Origin of the sequence: Rhodococcus koreensis (assembly GCF_017068375.1) — a bacterium.
In the GTDB taxonomy this organism is placed as follows: domain Bacteria; phylum Actinomycetota; class Actinomycetes; order Mycobacteriales; family Mycobacteriaceae; genus Rhodococcus_F; species Rhodococcus_F koreensis.
The window spans coordinates 1121922-1139179 of record NZ_CP070609.1 but is presented as its reverse complement, the minus strand read 5'-3'; the positions used below and the strand labels follow the sequence as shown (position 1 = coordinate 1139179).

The 17258-nt window shown below is 67.5% G+C and carries 16 protein-coding genes; 7 read left to right on the top strand and 9 right to left on the bottom strand.

Translation table 11 applies throughout. The features are described from left to right. Nucleotides 1–10 precede the first annotated feature (10 nt). The 4 genes from JWS14_RS05175 to JWS14_RS05160 are packed head-to-tail and all read right to left on the bottom strand — an operon-like array spanning nucleotide 11 to nucleotide 4178. Entirely contained in the window at nucleotides 11–805 is a 795-nt protein-coding gene (locus JWS14_RS05175; protein WP_072949330.1) for an ABC transporter ATP-binding protein, read from the bottom strand. Then, nucleotides 802–1821: an ABC transporter ATP-binding protein gene (locus JWS14_RS05170; protein WP_095865280.1), complete on the bottom strand. Its 1020-nt coding sequence runs from the start codon at nucleotides 1819–1821 to the stop codon at nucleotides 802–804. Before JWS14_RS05170 ends, JWS14_RS05175 begins: the two co-directional genes overlap by 4 nt. Continuing rightward, nucleotides 1814–2803, bottom strand: coding sequence for a branched-chain amino acid ABC transporter permease (locus tag JWS14_RS05165; protein WP_072949327.1), 990 nt, complete (start codon nucleotides 2801–2803; stop codon nucleotides 1814–1816). Before JWS14_RS05165 ends, JWS14_RS05170 begins: the two co-directional genes overlap by 8 nt. 4 nt (nucleotides 2804–2807) lie before the next feature. After that, nucleotides 2808–4178, bottom strand: coding sequence for a branched-chain amino acid ABC transporter permease (locus JWS14_RS05160; RefSeq protein ID WP_072949325.1), 1371 nt, complete (start codon nucleotides 4176–4178; stop codon nucleotides 2808–2810). A 226-nt stretch (nucleotides 4179–4404) separates the two neighbouring features. Here JWS14_RS05160 and polA point away from each other — a divergent pair, with 226 nt between their 5' ends. Further along, nucleotides 4405–7149: a DNA polymerase I gene (polA, locus tag JWS14_RS05155; protein ID WP_206012636.1), complete on the top strand. Its 2745-nt coding sequence runs from the start codon at nucleotides 4405–4407 to the stop codon at nucleotides 7147–7149. A 42-nt stretch (nucleotides 7150–7191) separates the two neighbouring features. On the opposite strand, the gene trxA is transcribed toward polA, so the two are convergent. Further along, nucleotides 7192–7560: a thioredoxin gene (trxA, locus tag JWS14_RS05150; protein WP_005260388.1), complete on the bottom strand. Its 369-nt coding sequence runs from the start codon at nucleotides 7558–7560 to the stop codon at nucleotides 7192–7194. A gap of 70 nt (nucleotides 7561–7630) precedes the next feature. After that, nucleotides 7631–8629: a helix-turn-helix domain-containing protein gene (locus tag JWS14_RS05145; RefSeq protein ID WP_072949321.1), complete on the bottom strand. Its 999-nt coding sequence runs from the start codon at nucleotides 8627–8629 to the stop codon at nucleotides 7631–7633. Nucleotides 8630–8823: 194 nt separating this feature from the next. Between JWS14_RS05145 and JWS14_RS05140 the strand changes: the two genes are divergently transcribed. Beyond that, the gene (locus JWS14_RS05140) at nucleotides 8824–9729 is read left to right on the top strand and encodes a DMT family transporter (protein WP_095865282.1); all 906 of its coding nucleotides are present in this window, start codon (nucleotides 8824–8826) and stop codon (nucleotides 9727–9729) included. Here JWS14_RS05140 and JWS14_RS05135 read toward each other — a convergent pair whose 3' ends face one another. After that, nucleotides 9730–10251: a 2'-5' RNA ligase family protein gene (locus JWS14_RS05135; RefSeq protein ID WP_072949316.1), complete on the bottom strand. Its 522-nt coding sequence runs from the start codon at nucleotides 10249–10251 to the stop codon at nucleotides 9730–9732. Between the two features lie 19 nt (nucleotides 10252–10270). On the opposite strand from JWS14_RS05135, the gene JWS14_RS05130 reads away from it, so the two are divergent. From JWS14_RS05130 to JWS14_RS05115, 4 genes are all read left to right on the top strand, one after another. Further along, complete coding sequence (locus JWS14_RS05130; protein WP_072949314.1) at nucleotides 10271–11368, top strand: isocitrate/isopropylmalate dehydrogenase family protein; 1098 nt, start codon at nucleotides 10271–10273, stop codon at nucleotides 11366–11368. A 146-nt stretch (nucleotides 11369–11514) separates the two neighbouring features. After that, complete coding sequence (locus tag JWS14_RS05125) at nucleotides 11515–12444, top strand: ABC transporter substrate-binding protein (RefSeq protein ID WP_012687960.1); 930 nt, start codon at nucleotides 11515–11517, stop codon at nucleotides 12442–12444. Between the two features lie 20 nt (nucleotides 12445–12464). Beyond that, a complete protein-coding gene (locus JWS14_RS05120; RefSeq protein ID WP_072949312.1) occupies nucleotides 12465–13448 on the top strand; it encodes an amino acid ABC transporter permease in 984 nt (327 codons plus the stop codon). After that, nucleotides 13445–14206, top strand: a complete 762-nt coding sequence (locus JWS14_RS05115; RefSeq protein WP_072949310.1) for an amino acid ABC transporter ATP-binding protein — start codon at nucleotides 13445–13447, stop codon at nucleotides 14204–14206. Before JWS14_RS05120 ends, JWS14_RS05115 begins: the two co-directional genes overlap by 4 nt. A 50-nt stretch (nucleotides 14207–14256) precedes the next feature. Here the strand turns inward: JWS14_RS05115 and JWS14_RS05110 are convergent, their stop codons facing one another. After that, on the bottom strand, nucleotides 14257–15138 hold the full coding sequence (locus JWS14_RS05110) for a class I SAM-dependent methyltransferase (RefSeq protein ID WP_095865284.1): 882 nt from the start codon (nucleotides 15136–15138) through the stop codon (nucleotides 14257–14259). 251 nt (nucleotides 15139–15389) lie between these two features. On the opposite strand from JWS14_RS05110, the gene rpsA reads away from it, so the two are divergent. Beyond that, nucleotides 15390–16874, top strand: coding sequence for a 30S ribosomal protein S1 (gene rpsA, locus JWS14_RS05105; protein WP_012687956.1), 1485 nt, complete (start codon nucleotides 15390–15392; stop codon nucleotides 16872–16874). 161 nt (nucleotides 16875–17035) lie between these two features. Here the strand turns inward: rpsA and JWS14_RS05100 are convergent, their stop codons facing one another. After that, a complete protein-coding gene (locus JWS14_RS05100) occupies nucleotides 17036–17254 on the bottom strand; it encodes a hypothetical protein (protein ID WP_072949307.1) in 219 nt (72 codons plus the stop codon). Nucleotides 17255–17258: the final 4 nt, after the last annotated feature.

Sequence of the window (17258 nt, the reverse complement as noted above, 5' to 3'; positions counted from 1 at the left end):
TCCGCTGGGACTACTTCTTCTCCTGGCTGCCCGCGAGGGTGCCGAGGTACAACTCGATCACCTTCGGGTCGTGCATCAGGTTGGGCCCCGAGTCGGTATAGGCGTTGCGGCCCTGGTCGAGGACGTAGCCGCGGTCGCAGATCTGCAGGCACCGCCGGGCGTTCTGTTCCACCATGATCACCGAGACACCCGCCGCGTTGATTCTCTTGCAGCGGATGAACACCTCGTCCTGGAACATCGGGGACAGTCCGGCGGACGGCTCGTCGAGCAGCAGCACGGACGGATCCATCATCAGCGCCCGGCCCATGGCGACCATCTGCCGCTCACCGCCGGACAGGGCGCCCGCCTTCACCTTCTTCCGCTCGACGAGCAGCGGGAACAGGTCGCCGACGAACGCGAACCTCTCCGCGAAGCGCTTGGGGCGCAGATACATCCCCATCTCGAGGTTCTCCTCGATGGTGAGCGACGGAAAGACGTTCTGCGTCTGCGGGACATAGCCGACGCCCTTCTGCACGAGAACGTGGGCCGGTTTGGACGTGATGTCCTCACCGCGCAGGGTCACCGAGCCCTCACGCACCGGGATCAACCCGAACAACGACTTCAGGAGAGTGGACTTGCCGGCGCCGTTGGGGCCGATGATGCCGACGATCTCACCCTCGCGCAGGAAGAAATTGCATTCGCGGAGGATGTTGACGCCCGGGATATACCCGGCCACCACACCGTCCGCGCGGACGAGGGCACCCTCGGCGAGCCGGGCGTGCTCCTCGGGTGTGGCCGCGAATTCCGCTGGGGTCGGTTCGGTCATGAGTTCTCACGCCTCAGGTCGGTGATGTCGGGTTCGGAGAGGTCGCCGCCGGTCTCGAGGGTTTCGGCCTCGGCGCTCTCGAGTGCCTCGGCCAGAACGGCCGTCGCGCCCACCGGATTCCCCTCGTCGTCGAACTCGAGTGCCTGATCGTGGTGGCTGCCCAGGTACGCGTCGACCACCGCGCTGTTGGACGAGAGGTGTTCCGGGGTGGATTCGGCGATCACACTGCCCTGCGCCATCACCACCACCCAGTCGCTGATGTCGCGGATGACGTCCATGTCGTGTTCGACGAACACCACGGTCATGCCCTCGTCCCGAAGCGATTTGATGTGGCCCAGCAGGCTCTGGGTGAGCGCCGGGTTCACGCCGGCCATCGGCTCGTCGAGCATCACCACGGTCGGCTCGGTCATCAGCGCCCGCGCCATCTCGAGCAGCTTGCGCTGACCGCCGGACAGCGAACCGGCGAGATCGTCGGACTTGGTGTCGAGTGTGAACCGCGCGAGCAGTTCGTTGGCCCGTTCGGTGACGGCGCGTTCCTGCGCCTTCCACGTCCATGGCAGCAGCGTGTTGACAATCCGCTCGCCGCGCTGCCCGGTGGCGCCGAGCCGCACGTTGTCGAGCACCGTCAGCTTCGACAGCGCCTTGGTGAGCTGGAACGTGCGGACGACACCGCGGCGGGCCACCTGGTGCGGATACATCCGGCCGAGGGACTGGCCGTCCATCGACCACGTACCGCTGTCCGGCCGGTCGAAACCGGTGAGCAGGTTGAACAGGGTGGTCTTGCCCGCGCCGTTCGGACCGATCAGTCCGGTGATGCAGCCGCGCTGGATCTCGAGATGCGCCACGTCGACGGCCTTGAGCCCGCCGAATGTGCGGGACACGTTGTCGACGAGAAGGATCGGGTCGGGTTTGGATGCGCCGGGGGAGTGCGGGACGTCGGTGAAGATCGAGGCCCGTTGCTCGGCGGTGAGCACCGTGTCGGTCTGCAGATGATCCGGCAGTCTGTGGTCAGGCATTGAGCTGCACCTCCCGCTTGTTGCCCAGTATGCCCTGCGGCCGGAAGACCATGAGCACCGCGATCATGATGCCGAGCAGGACGAAGCGCATGGCCCCGACCTGCTGTTCCGTCAGCGGCAGCAGCGGCTCCGGACCGGAGATGGCCTGGCGCAGCAGTGCGTCCGGGATGGCCAGCAGGAACCAGAACAGCATCGCTCCGACCACCGGTCCGAAGACGGTGGCCGCGCCGCCGAGGATGAGGGCGCCGAACGCGAAGAACGTCTGGGCGGTGGAGTAGAAGTCGGGGTTGATCGACTTGGTCTGCAGTGCGTTGAACACACCGCCGAGCCCGCCGATCATGCCGCCGAGGACCAGCGCCTGCATCTTGTAGACGAAGACGTTCTTGCCGAGGGCGCGCGCGGCGTCCTCGTCCTCGCGGACCGCCTTGAGGACGCGGCCCCACGGGCTGTGCGTGAGGAGGTACACGAACCCGCACAGCACCAGGACGAGAGTCCAGCCGACGACCATCGACCACAGGTCGTCGCCGTAGAACTTCACCCCGAGGAAGTTGTACTGCTTACCGGAGTCGAACGGGCTGAGCGTGGTGAACGGATCGGCGAAGCCGAACAGGCCGTTGGTGGAGCCGGTGATCGAATCCGAAGCGGTGGAGCGGAATATCAGCCGCAGGATCTCGGACGCGGCGATCGTGACGATGGCGAGGTAGTCGGCCCGCAGCCGCAGCGTCGGGATACCGAGGACGACGGCCAGCAACCCGGCGGCGACGAGACCGACGAGGATGCCGACCCACAGCGGCTGCTGGTAGGTGACGGTCATGATCCCGACGCCGTAGCCGCCGAGGAGTGCGAAACCGATCTGACCGAAGTTCAGCAGCCCGGCGTAACCGAAGTGCAGGTTGAGGCCGATTGCCAGCAGCGCGTAGAAGATCGCGGACGGGCCGATCAGCTGGGCGAGCGAGACCTGGAGTGCTCCTGCGATGTCCATGCCCTCACCCGATCCTTTGCCGGCTGCCGAGAATGCCCTGAGGCCGGACGACCAGGATGACGATCAAGATGAGCAGTCCTCCGATGTACTTGAGGTCGGGGTTGATCACCAGCGTCGACAGCTGGACGAGCAGACCGACGATCACACAGCCGAGCAGCGCGCCGTAGGCGGTGCCGAGTCCGCCGAGGGTGATGCCGGCGAACATCAGCAGCAGGAGTTTGAAACCCATCTCCCACTGCACGCGGCCGCCGAGTTCGGAGATGCCGAACAGGACGCCGCCGAGCGCGGCCAGGCCGCCGCCGAGCCCCCACACGAAGCGGATCACCCGTTCGACGTCGATGCCGGAGGACGCGGCCAGGTCGCGGTTGTCGGACACCGCCCGCATGGCCTTGCCGATGCGCGTCTTCTGCAGCAGCAGGGCCACTCCGACGAGGACGACGAGGCTGATTGCGATGCACACGAGGTTGGCGTCGGTGATCGCGATCGGACCCCAGTGCCGCTCCACCTGCGCCTGGTAGTCGACGAACGGCTCCGCGCGATCGGAGAAGAAGATCAGGATCAGGTAGCGCAGGGAGATCGCGAGCCCGATCGACACCACCAGCTGGGCTATCAGGCCGGTCTTGCGTTTTCGCAGCGGTTTCCAGATCGCGGCGTTGTTCAGCAGGCCGATCAGGATCCCCACGAACACCGCGAGGACGGTGGCCGGGATCAGCTGCACACCGAACGTCACGTTGATCACCCACGCCGCGACCGCGCCGAGGGTGACGAGTTCGCCGTGCGCGAAGTTCGTCAGGCCGGTGGTGCCGTAGATCAGGCTCAGCCCGACACCGGCGATGGCGATGACGAGACCGAACCGGAGTCCGTCGATGGTCTGGCGAATCAGTTTCTCGTAGAACGGCACCCCGGAACCGGTGCGGGCCTCGCCGAACGAGAAGATCACCGTGTTGGTGCGACCGGCCACCACTTCACGCTGCACCGTGCCCTGCACGCTGACATTGTCGGGAAGCGAGTCCGCCACGATCTCGAACGTGTACGTGCCGGGCGCGACCTGGACTTCCCAGCGGCCGTTCGCCTCCGACGTCGCCTTCGCCACCTCGTTGCCCGACGAATCGAGAGCGCGCACCTCGACGTCCGCGAGCCGTTCGCCGGCGTTGTTCAGATTGCCGCTGACCCGCACCGCGTTCTCCGGGGGCGCCGGTTGCTGACTGGTTGCGGTCGGTGGGGGCGGTGGGGTGGGTTCCTGCGCCGCCGCGGGACCGCCGAAGGCGATCGCCGCGACGAGGCCGAGTAGGACGAGGACGAACGCACGGCCGAGTTGCCGGGTGACCGGACCTCGTCTCGTGCGGTTCCTCGCGGATGTCGGTCGCGTACTCACTGCTGGGAGTCGCTTCCTCACGGTTGGGGCCACGCAGGTCCTCCGGAAACGTGTAGATCGGTCAGGAACGTGCTGCGACGGGCTCGACTACCGCCCGTGCCGCAATTTCCGGACTCTAACGGCTCCGGTCGCGCGAAATGGGGTTCTCGGATTTCCGGCACGTTTCGGTTGGGTATCGAACCATCCGGCTGATCGGTGTCGGATCCGCTCCCTAGACTGGGCAACCGTGAGCCCTGCAACCACCCCCCGGTCCACCACGTCCCCCGCGTCCGGCGCAGCCGCGCCGTCCGACGATCGCCCCACCCTGATGCTGCTCGACGGCCATTCGCTGGCCTTCCGTGCGTTCTACGCCCTGCCCGCCGAGAACTTCAAGACGCACAGCGGTCAGGTCACCAACGCCGTCTACGGGTTCACGTCGATGTTGATCAATCTGCTGCGCGACGAACAGCCCACCCATGTGGCGGCGGCGTTCGACGTGTCCCGGCAGACGTTCCGGGCCGAGAAGTTCCCCGAGTACAAGGCCAACCGCAGCAAGGCCCCGGACGAGTTCAAGGGGCAGGTCGAGATCATCAAGGACGTCCTCGGGGCCCTCGGCATCCCGGTGATGGCCGAGGAGGGCTTCGAGGCCGACGACATCATCGCCACGCTCACCACCCAGGCGGAGGTGCTCGGGTACCGCGTCCTGGTGGTGACCGGCGACCGGGACTCGCTCCAGCTGGTGACCGACGGGGTGACGGTGCTCTACCCGAAGAAGGGCGTCTCGGACCTCACCCGGTTCACGCCGGCGGCCGTCGAGGAGAAGTACGGGCTCACACCTGCGCAGTACCCCGACTTCGCGGCCCTGCGCGGCGACCCGAGCGACAACCTGCCGGGCATCCCCGGGGTGGGGGAGAAGACCGCCACCAAGTGGATCAAGGAGTACGGCGATCTCGTCGGGCTGGTCGACAACGTCGACAAGGTTCGGGGCAAGGTCGGTGACGCGCTGCGGGAGAACCTGCCGAACGTCCTGCTCAACCGTGAGCTCACCGAGATGGTGCGCGACGTCCCGCTGCCGTACACCCCGGACCAGCTGATGCTCGCCCAGTGGGATCGGGAGAAGATCCACGCGCTGTTCGACGACCTCGAGTTCAAGGTGCTGCGCGACCGGCTGTTCGCGACGCTCGCCCCGGTCGAAGCCGAGGCGGAGGAGGGCTTCGAGGTGCGCGGCAGTGCGCTCGAGCCGGGTGCGGTCGCGGACTGGCTGTCGGCGCACGCGTCGGCGGGCGAGCGGTCCGGGGTGTCGGTGGTCGGCACCCGCACCCCGTACGGCGGCGACGTGACGGCCCTCGCCGTCGCAGCCGCCGACGGCGAGGGCGCGTACATTGCCACCGCGTCCGCCACCCCGGAGGACGAGAAGGCGCTCGGCGACTGGCTCGCGGACGCGACCCAGCCTAAGGCCCTGCACGAGGCCAAGTGGGCGATGCACGCGCTGCGCGGACGCGGCTGGATGCTCGGCGGTCTCACCAGCGACACCGCGCTGGCGGCGTACCTGGTGCGCCCCGGGCAGCGGACGTTCAACCTCGACGACCTGTCGCTGCGCTATCTGCGCAGGGAACTGCGAGTGGAGGAGACCGGGCAGGAGCAGCTGTCGCTGCTCGACGACGCCGATCAGGTCGACGCCGAAGCCGCCGAGACCGAGATTCTCCGTGCCCGCGCCGTCCTCGACCTCGCGGCCGCGCTCGACACGGAACTCGAGAACATCGAGTCGACGGCCCTGCTGTCCGAGATGGAGTTGCCGCTGCTGGCGGTGCTGGCCGACATCGAGGCGTCCGGTATCGCCGTCGACGGCGACCACCTGCACGACCTGCAGAGCCGGTTCGCGGCCGAGGTGTCCGAGGCGGCGGAGGCGGCCTACGGGGTCATCGGCAAGCAGATCAACCTCGGGTCACCCAAGCAGCTGCAGGTCGTGCTGTTCGACGAGCTGGAGATGCCCAAGACGAAGAAGACGAAGACCGGCTACACCACGGACGCCGAGGCGCTGCAGAACCTGTTCGAGAAGACGTCGCACCCGTTCCTCGAGCACCTTCTCGCGCACCGCGACGCGACGCGGCTGAAGGTGACCGTCGACGGTCTGCTGAAGACGGTCGCCGAGGACGGCCGGATCCACACGACGTTCAACCAGACGGTCGCCGCCACCGGCCGGTTGTCGTCCACCGAGCCCAATCTCCAGAACATCCCGGTGCGCACGGACGCGGGCCGTCAGATCCGTGACGGGTTCGTCGTCGGCGAGGGCTTCGACTCGCTGCTCACCGCAGACTACAGCCAGATCGAGATGCGGATCATGGCGCACGTGTCCGGCGACGAGGGCCTGATCGAGGCGTTCAACACCGGCGAGGATCTGCACAGCTTCGTCGGTGCCCGCGCGTTCGGCGTGCCGATCGAGGAGGTCACCCCCGAGCTGCGCCGCCGCGTGAAGGCGATGTCGTACGGGCTGGCGTACGGGCTCAGCGCGTTCGGTCTGGCGGCGCAGCTCAAGATCTCGACCGAAGAGGCCAAATCGCAGATGGAGGCGTACTTCGCCCGGTTCGGTGGGGTGCGTGACTACCTGCACGAGGTCGTGGAACAGGCCCGCAAGGACGGCTACACGTCGACGCTGTACGGGCGCCGCCGCTACCTGCCCGACCTCACCAGCGACAACCGCCAGCGGCGGGAGGTCGCCGAGCGTGCCGCGCTCAACGCCCCCATCCAGGGCACGGCCGCCGACATCATCAAGGTCGCGATGATCGACGTGCAGCGTTCGCTGCGCGAGGCGGGTCTGAAGTCGCGCATGCTGCTGCAGGTGCACGACGAACTGGTGCTCGAGGTCGTCGAAGCGGAACGGGACCAGGTGGAACAGCTGGTCCGCGACAAGATGGCCTCGGCCATCGAACTGTCGGTGCCGCTCGACGTGTCCGTCGGCACCGGTCGCAGCTGGGACGCCGCCGCGCACTAGGCGGCGGTCCTCCGCTCGGTTCGGCCGCGGCGGTCCTACGCCCTATTCGGCGGGGGCCTGCTCGGCGATCTGCTTGCGCACCTCGTCCATGTCGAGGGCCTTGACCTGCGTGAGAAGATCCTCGAGCGCCGCGGGCGGCAGCGCACCCGGCTGACTGAACACCAGCACACCCTCGCGGAACGCCATGATGGTCGGGATCGAGCGGATGTTCGCGGCGGCGGCGATGCCCTGCTCCGCCTCGGTGTCGACCTTGGCGTGTACGACGTCGGGGTGCTGCTCCGACGAGGCCTCGAAGGTGGGGGCGAAGGAGCGGCACGGTCCGCACCACGATGCCCAGAAGTCGACCAGAACGACGTCGTTGCCGGTCACGGTCTCGTCGAAGTTCTGCTGAGTCAGAGTCTTGGTGGCCACGAGGGTCCTTTCGATCGGTGGGTCTGCCTGTGCAACGCCGCGTCGCCGTCGATTCTTCCCTGCGGGTTCCTCACCCGGTGCGCTCCGTGTCCCGGAACGTGCGGCGGTACGCCTGCGGGGTGGTGTGGCGCAGCCGCAGGAAATGCTGCCGCAGCACCGCACCACCGCCGAAGCCGACGCGTTCGGCGATCACGTCGACCGAAAGGTCCGAGTTCTCGAGCAGGTGCTGCGCGGCCAGCACCCGCTGGTCGCTGAGCCAGCGGGCCGGGGTGGTTCCGGTCTCGGCCTGGAATCGTCGCGCGAACGTCCGGGGCGACATGTTGGCCTTGGCCGCCACCGCGGTCACCGTGAGGTCGAGGGCGAGGTGCTCGGTCATCCAGTCGAGCAGCGGCCCGAGGGTGTCGATCGTCGTCGACGGCAGCGGCATCGCCACGTACTGCGCCTGGCCGCCGTCGCGGTGCGGCGGGACGACCATGCGCCGGGCGATCACGTTGGCCACCTTGCTGCCCTGTTCCTTGCGCACGATGTGCAGGCACAGGTCGATGCCGGCGGCGGTGCCGGCGCTGGTCAGGACCGGATCGTCGTCGACGTAGAGGACGTTCGGGTCGACGGTGGCCGCCGGGTGGAGTTCGGCGAGCCGCCGGGCGTGCCGCCAGTGGGTGGTGCACTTGCGTCCGTCCAGCAGTCCGGCGGCCCCGAGCACGAACGCGCCGCTGCACAGGCTGGCGACCTTGGCGCCGCGGTCCACCGCGGCCCGGAGTTTGTCGAGGAGAGGATCCATGTGCGGGGCAGGCTCCTTCGCGCACAGGTAGGAGCCGTCGTCCTCGGCGTAGGTGCCGCCCGCGGGAACGACGATGAGGTCGGCGTCGTCGAGCCGGTCGAGGTCGTACGGGACGTCGATGCCGTATCCGAAACGGGTGCGGATGGGTTCCGGTGAGCCGGCGACGAGGGAGAAGTCGTAGGTGGGCAGGCCGTCGTCGGATCGGTCGAAACCGAACACCTCGCAGGCGACGCCGAGTTCGAACGCCTCGGTGAGCGGCATGAGGGGTACGACGACCTTTTTCAGCACCAACCCAGTATGGCAGGAAAACGATCAACTATGTCTTTTCTGCCACTTTTGCTCGGAGGCCGAGAGAACCAGGCTGAAGGCATGACAATCCTGGTCGTGGTACTCCTCGTGTTCCTGGCGCTCGACGCGCTGGCGCTTGCCGGCCGCACGCCCGACACCCACAACGAAGTCATCCAGCACGGAGACTTCCGGTTTTGAGAGGGAATCCGGCGGTTCAGTACGCGGGCACGGCGCTCGCCTGGGGCGCGAGTTTCCTCTTCATCAAGGTCGGTCTCGAAGGCCTGTCCTTCACCCAGGTCGTGCTGTGGCGACTCGTGTTCGGGGCGGTGACCCTCGGCGCCGTCCTCGGAATCACCCGGACGCGGCTGCCGCGCGAAGCGGCGACCTGGGCGCACCTGTCGGTGCTGGCCGTCGCGCAGTGCCTGCTGCCGTGGCTGCTGTTCAGCTGGGCCGAGCAGAGCATCAGTTCGGGGCTGGCCAGCATCTACAACGCCACTACACCGCTGATGACTATGTCGGTGGCCCTGGCATTCCTGCCAGGGGAGAAGCTCACGGACGCAAAGTTGTTCGGTCTCCTGCTCGGGTTCACGGGTGTGGTCGTGGTGCTGGCGCCGTGGCAGTCGGGGATTCTCGGCAGCGTCCCCGCCCAACTCGCGTGCCTCGGCGCCACCGCGTCCTATGGCGTGGCACTGGTCTACCTGAGGCGGTTCATCCTCCCGCGCGGCGTGAGCACTCCGACCATCGCGTTCATGCAGGTGTCGATCGCCGCAGCCGCCATGGTGCTCGCCACCCCGTGGGTCGCGAGCACACCGATGCACCTGACCCCCGCGATCGTCGCGTCGATGATCGGGCTCGGGGCGTTCGGCACGGGACTGGCGTTCGTGTGGAACACGAACGTGGTGCGCGGCTGGGGGCCCACCGCGGCGTCCACCGTCACCTACCTGACCCCGGTCGTCGGCGTCGTGCTCGGCGCGGTCGCGCTCGACGAGCACATCTCCTGGAACCAGCCCGTCGGGGCGCTCGCGGTGATCGCGGGAATCGTCGTCACCCAACGGTCTTCGCGAAGGGCCGCCGCGACGATCACCGCGCGCACACCGTGATCACGGGGGTGCCGTCACCACCCACTCGCGTTTGGCGTCCCCGTCCCACCGGCGCACCACCGACGCCCGGCCGACGATGTCGCCGCCGTCGAGCAGCCGCGCGGCCTCCGGGATCTGATCCGCAGGCAGTCGCCGCGCGAGGGTCACGTGCGGCGTCCACTCGCCCGGCCGGATGTGCGGCGTGACCTCCGTGGCATGTTCCGCGAGATCGAACACGCTGCGGTGCAGGGACAGCAGGGCCTTCGACGGCACCACCAACCGGGACAGCGTGACGTGCCTGCCCCCGAACATCACGAGCCCGCCCAGCCGGATGTGGAACGAGGGCGTCGCGATCCGGCGGCCCAGCAGTTCGTCGATCTCGGTTGGGATATGGCGTGCCACGAACAGGGTGATGTGGGGCCGATTCGATTCGGCGCGAACCCGGGTGCGGCTGGGCATCCCCGCATCCCACAGGCGTTGCCACTCGGCGCGCACGGCAACGTCGGTCGCTTCGTCGAACAGCAGTTCCACCGACTGGACCATGGTAGGCAATGATGGCCTCATGAGCGGTGCTACGGCAAACATTTCCGGTACCCGGGTCGGGGTGCTCCTCGGCGACGGCATCGGTCACGAGATCGTTCCGGCGACCCAGCGGGTGGTCTCGGCCGCGGTGACCGCGGCGGGAGGCGGCGACGTCGACTGGGTGGAACTGCCCCTCGGCCTGGGCGCCATCGAGTCGCACGGAACGCCGATCCCCGACTCCACGCTGTCCGCGCTGGACGAACTCGACGCCTGGATCCTCGGTCCGCACGACAGCGCCGCCTACCCGGAGCCGTTCCGCGGCCGGCTGACCCCGGGCGGGGTGGTGCGCAAGCGTTTCGACCTCTTCGCCAACATCCGCCCCGCGCGCTCGCTCGAGGGCGTCGCCTCGACGGTGCCGGACATGGACCTCGTGATCGTCCGGGAGAACACCGAAGGCTTGTACGCGGATCGGAACATGTTCGCCGGCAGCGGCGAGTTCATGCCGACTCCCGACGTGGCGTTGGCCGTCGGCGTCGTGACACGGCGGGCGTGTGAGCGCATCGCGCACACCGCATTCGCGCTGGCGCGCACGAGGGCCCGCCACGTCACGATCGTGCACAAGGCCAACGTGCTGTCGATGACCACCGGACTGTTCCGCGACGTCTGCCGGGAGGTGGGGGAGCGCCACTACCCGGACGTGCGGATCGACGACGAGCACGTCGACGCCATGACCGCGCACCTCGTCCGCAGGGGGCGCGACTTCGACGTCGTGGTGACGGAGAACATGTTCGGCGACATCCTGTCGGACCTGACGGGCGAGCTGTCCGGCTCGCTCGGCACGGCCCCGTCGATCAACAGTTCCGAGACGAAGGTGATGGCGCAGGCGGCGCACGGAGCCGCCCCCGACATCGCGGGACGCAACCGGGCCAATCCGACGGCCCTGATGCTGTCGGCCGCGATGATGCTCGAGTGGCTCGGGGACCGCCGCGCCGACCGGCATCTCGGCGGCGCGGCCCACCGTATCCGCGACGCGGTCCGTGCGACGATCGCCTCCGGGGTCGCCACAGCTGACCTGGGTGGACTCGCGTCCACCAGCGAGTTCACCGAGACGGTCCTCGCCCGGACACTGCGTCGCTGAAACCGCCGCCACGGGCCGGGTCAGGCCGTTAATGTTCGGTAACGACGTCCGCAGTTGCGGGTGTCGTGACCTACCGTTCGACTAGTCGGAGTTCGAGAGTTCTCCGTCGCCGTAGCTCGCTCGGTGTACCACGATTCTTGGAGGACATGCCAGTGTCTGGTCGATCCGTCTTCGCGCGAGGCCGCGTGGCCCGCACCATCTGTGCACTGGCGGGTGGCAGTGCTCTGCTGCTCGCCGGCTGCGCCAGCAACACCGAGGGCGGCGGCTCGCCGTCCGGAGAAGACACCGTCGCCGTGGAAGTCGACAAGGTGGATGCCATCGCGGCGACACTGCCCGAGAAGATCGCCTCGTCCGGCAAGATCATCGTCGGCGTCAACATTCCCTACTCGCCCAACGAGTTCAAGGATCCGAGCGGCAAGATCGTCGGCTTCGACGTCGACCTCGTGGACGCTGTGGGCAAGGTGCTCGGCGTGACACCGGAGTACACCGAAGCGGACTTCGACAAGATCATCCCGTCGATCCAGGCCGGCAGCTACGACATGGGTATGTCGTCGTTCACCGACACCAAGGAACGCGAGCAGTCGGTCGACTTCACCACCTACTTCAGCGCCGGAGTGCAGTGGGCGCAGCCCGCCGGGAAGTCCGTCGACCCCACCAACGCGTGCGGCCTCCGGGTGGGCGTGCAGACGACCACCATCGAGGACCTCGAAGAGGTGCCCGCCAAGAGCGCGGCGTGCGTGGCCGCCGGTAAGCCGCCCATCGAGATCGTGAAGTTCGACAGCCAGGACGACGCGGCCAACGCCGTCGCCCTCGGCAAGGTCGATGCGATGTCCGCCGACTCGCCCGTCACCGCGTATGCGATCAAGCAGAGCGACGGCAAGATCGAGGCCGCGGGCGAGGTCTTCGACGCCGCGCCGTACGGCTGGCCCGTCGCGAAGGGCTCGCCGCTCGCGCAGACCCTCCAGCAGGCGCTGCAGCACCTCATCGACGACGGCACCTACCGGACGATCGCGGAGAACTGGGGTGTCGAGGCGGGCGTCATCACCACCTCCCAGATCAACGGCGCCACGAGCTGAGCGGTTGACGAGTGTCTGACGTGGAGAAGGCTCCGGGGCGGCCGGGCACCGAGACGGGGCAGGAACCGGAACCCATCAAGGCGATCCCCCTGCGGCGGCCCGGCCGGTGGATCGCCGCGATAGTCGTCGGCCTGCTGCTGGCGCTGTTCGTCAACGGTGCGCGCACCAACGAGGCGTACCGCTGGGACGTCTACGCCCAGTATCTGTTCGACGCCCGGATCTCGGCCGCGGCGTGGAACACCATCCAGCTGACGATCCTGTCGATGGCCATCGCCATCGGCCTCGGTGTCGTGCTCGCCGTCATGCGGCTGTCGCCGAACCCGGTTCTGAAGGCGGCGTCGTGGGGATACCTGTGGATCTTCCGCGGGACCCCGGTCTACGTGCAGTTGGTGTTCTGGGGGCTGTTCCCGTCCATCTACAAGCAGCTTGATCTGGGAATCCCGTTCGTCCACCAGTTCGTGCACATCGACCTGCAGGGAATCAACGCGGCGTTCCTGTTCGCGGTGATCGGGCTGGGACTCAACGAGGCCGCGTACATGGCCGAGATCGTCCGCGCAGGCGTGAACTCGGTCGCCGAGGGGCAGACCGAGGCGTCGGTGGCGCTCGGCATGACGTGGTCGCAGACGATGCGTCGCACGGTTCTGCCACAGGCCATGCGGGTGATCATCCCGCCCACCGGCAACGAGCTGATCAGCATGCTGAAGACGACGTCGCTGGTCACCGCGGTGCCGTACAGCCTGGAGTTGTACGGACGTGCCAGGGACATCTCGGGTGCGAACTTCCAGCCCATCCCGCTGCTGATGGTGGCCGCCACCTGGTACCTCGCCATCACGAGCCTGCTCATGATCGGCCAGTTCTACCTGGAGCGGTACTACTCGAAGGGCGCGTCCCGCAAGCTCACCCCGCGGCAATTGCAGGCGCTCGCCGATGCGCAGGGCAAGCCGCTGGTGATCGAACCCGGTCCCGAAACCCTGCCCGACACACCCGGAGGGGAACGAAAATGACGCCGATGGTCAAGGCGGACCGGGTCTGCAAGAACTTCGGGGCGCTGAAGGTGCTCAAAGGTGTGTCGCTCGAGATCGGCGCCGGCCAGGTCCTGTGCCTGGTCGGGCCGTCCGGTTCGGGCAAGTCGACGTTCCTGCGGTGCATCAATCACCTCGAGCAGGTCAACGCCGGCCGGCTGTACGTCGACGGCGAGATCGTCGGGTACTCCGAGCGGGGCGGCAAGCTCTACGAACTCCACCCCCGGGCGGCGGCGAAGCAGCGCCGCGACATCGGGATGGTCTTCCAGCACTTCAACCTCTTCCCGCACCGGACGGCGCTCGAGAACATCATCGAGGCGCCCATCCAGGTGAAGAAGCTGAGCAAGAAGAAGGCGCTCGAGCGGGGACGGGATCTTCTCGACCAGGTGGGCCTGAGCGAGAAGGCGGACGCGTACCCCGCGCAGCTGTCGGGTGGTCAGCAGCAGCGCGTCGCCATCGCCCGCGCGCTGGCGATGGACCCCAAGCTGATGCTGTTCGACGAGCCGACGTCCGCCCTCGACCCGGAGTTGGTCGGGGAGGTGCTCACCGTGATGAAGGATCTCGCGGCCGGCGGCATGACGATGGTCGTCGTCACGCACGAGATGGGCTTCGCCCGCGAGGTGGCCGACCAGCTGGTGTTCATGGACGCCGGCGTCGTCGTCGAATCGGGCGATCCCCGCGAGTTGCTGGCCAATCCGCAGCACGACCGCACCAAGTTGTTCCTGTCGAAACTGCTCTAGTGGCCTCCGGCCCCGTGAGTACTTCTTAACCGCCGGCGGTTAAGAAGTACTCACGGCTTGCGGCAGCTGAAGATGGCGGTGCCGGGGAAGATCTGTCCCCGCAGCGGGCTCCACTGCCCCCATTCCCGGTCGAGCCACTCGGGCCACTCCGGCTCGATGATGTCGCGCACCTCCAGCCCGGCCGCGACGATCTCGCGGACCCGATCGCCGATGGTCCGGTGGTGCTCGACGTAGGTGGGGACACCGTCGCCGTCGACCTCCACGTAGGGCGTGCGGTCGAAGTAGGGCAGCGAGGCGGTGAGCCCGCGCGGACCCGGATCGTCCGGGAAGATCCAGCGGATCGGGTGGTTGACGGCGAACACCCACAGCCCGCCGGGGCGAAGGACCCTTGCGACCTCACTCATCACCTGCTGTGAGTCCGCCACGAACGGAACTGCACCAAAAGCCGAACACGCGATGTCGAAGCTCGCGTCGGCGAAGGGGAGGTGCTCGGCTCCGGCATGAACGAGCGGCACGGCCGGGCCGCCCGCCCGCATGGCCTCGACCCCGCGGGTCAGCATCGACATGGACAGATCGAGCCCGACGGCCCGGGCGCCCTGGCCGGCCAGCCACCGCGCACAGGGTGCGGAACCGCAGCCCACCTCGAGGACGTCCTTGCCCGCGACGTCACCGAGGAGGTGGTAATCGCCTTCGTGGAGCCCCTCCGGGCACCAGACGAACTCACCCTGGGACGAGTCCACGCCGAGGAACTCGCCGTGCGTGCGGTGGTAGTCGTCCGCGTCGGCGTCCCACCAGGCCCGGCTCGCGCGTTCGCTGGACTCGGAGTCGACGCGGACGCGGCTCACCCCCGACGTTCCGAGGACGCTGTTGGCGGTGCCGTGGCGGTCGTCTCCGGCGGAGAGGGGAGAATCGGACGGGCAAGGATCGGGCATGGGCAACAGAGTAGAGCGTGGGAACGTGCCCGGGTTTGCCCAGCTTGCCCACGGGCGCGTAGCCTATTCCACGCGAGTGTCTAAGTGTGCGGCATCGGATTCGGTTCAGTTCGAGTTTGTTCGGTTCCAGTCGGGTGTCGTTCCTTGCGCTTGCGGTGATCTGATTCGGCGGGAATGTTTTCGTCGGTTCAGGTTGCTTGTCCGACAGAACACCATCAACCGACCACAACCCGTCCGGAGCAACTCAACACATGCCCTCCACCACCGTGACCTCGCCGCAGGTAGCCGTAAACGACATCGGCTCCGCCGAGGACTTCCTCGCCGCCATCGACGCAACGATCAAGTACTTCAACGATGGCGACATCGTCGAAGGCACCATCGTCAAGGTCGATCGTGACGAGGTCCTGCTCGACATCGGTTACAAGACCGAAGGCGTCATCCCTTCCCGTGAGCTCTCCATCAAGCACGACGTCGACCCCAACGAGGTCGTCTCCGTGGGCGATGAGGTCGAAGCTCTCGTCCTCACCAAGGAGGACAAGGAAGGCCGACTGATCCTGTCGAAGAAGCGCGCTCAGTACGAGCGTGCCTGGGGCACCATCGAGGAGCTCAAGGAGAAGGACGAGGCCGTCAAGGGCACCGTCATCGAGGTCGTCAAGGGCGGCCTGATCCTCGACATCGGCCTGCGTGGCTTCCTTCCCGCTTCGCTCGTCGAGATGCGCCGTGTCCGCGATCTGCAGCCGTACGTCGGCAAGGAGATCGAGGCCAAGATCATCGAGCTCGACAAGAACCGCAACAACGTCGTCCTCTCGCGCCGCGCATGGCTCGAGCAGACGCAGTCCGAGGTTCGCAGCGAGTTCCTGCACCAGCTGCAGAAGGGCCAGGTCCGCAAGGGCGTCGTGTCCTCCATCGTCAACTTCGGTGCCTTCGTGGACCTGGGCGGCGTCGACGGCCTGGTGCACGTGTCCGAGCTGTCCTGGAAGCACATCGACCACCCGTCCGAGGTTGTCGAGGTCGGCACCGAGGTCACCGTCGAGGTTCTCGACGTCGACCTGGACCGCGAGCGTGTCTCCCTGTCGCTCAAGGCGACCCAGGAAGACCCGTGGCGTCAGTTCGCCCGCACGCACGCCATCGGCCAGATCGTGCCCGGCAAGGTCACGAAGCTGGTTCCGTTCGGTGCCTTCGTGCGCGTCGAAGAGGGAATCGAAGGCCTCGTCCACATCTCCGAGCTGGCCGAGCGCCACGTGGAGGTTCCGGACCAGGTTGTCGGCGTCAACGACGATGCACTCGTCAAGGTCATCGACATCGACCTCGAACGTCGTCGCATCTCGCTGTCGCTGAAGCAGGCCAACGAGGACTACAACGCCGAGTTCGATCCGTCCAAGTACGGCATGGCGGACAGCTACGACGAGCAGGGCAACTACATCTTCCCCGAGGGCTTCGATCCCGAGACCAACGAATGGCTCGAGGGCTTCGACAAGCAGCGTGAAGAGTGGGAGAACCGCTACGCCGAGGCTGAGCGTCGTCACAAGATGCACACCGCTCAGATGGAGAAGACCGCTGCAGACGAGGCCGCCGAGGCTGCCACCGCTGCTGCCGGCTACTCCTCCGAGTCGGGTGCCGGCGACGCCGACGCCGCTTCGTCCTCCAGCTCCTCGTCGTCCGAGTCTGCCGGTGGATCGCTGGCCAGCGACGCACAGCTCGCTGCTCTGCGCGAGAAGCTGTCGGGCAACGCCTAGCAAGTCCGCCTGACTCGTCAGGCACAGCCGAAGACCCCGCTCCTGCACTGCAGGGGCGGGGTTTCGCCGTTGCGGGACCCCTCACTGTGACTGCGCTGAATACGACTGTGGCCCAACCTCTTCGGAGGTCGGGCCACAGTGCGTGGGTGGTGCTCGGACGCTCAGTTCGCCGTTGCGGGAATCCAGTAACCGGACGAGGACTGCACCTCGGCGCGCTTGCGCATCGTCGCGAAGCTGTGCCTGCCTTGGCTGATGAGTGCCGTGAGCCAGGTCCGGCGATGCTCGGCGAGCGCGGAAGCCACCTCTGGGATCTCGATGCAATGCACCCCGCCTGCAGTGCCGAGGCGGTGCCGACCGAACTGGTTGCGGTGATCGCGCATGGCG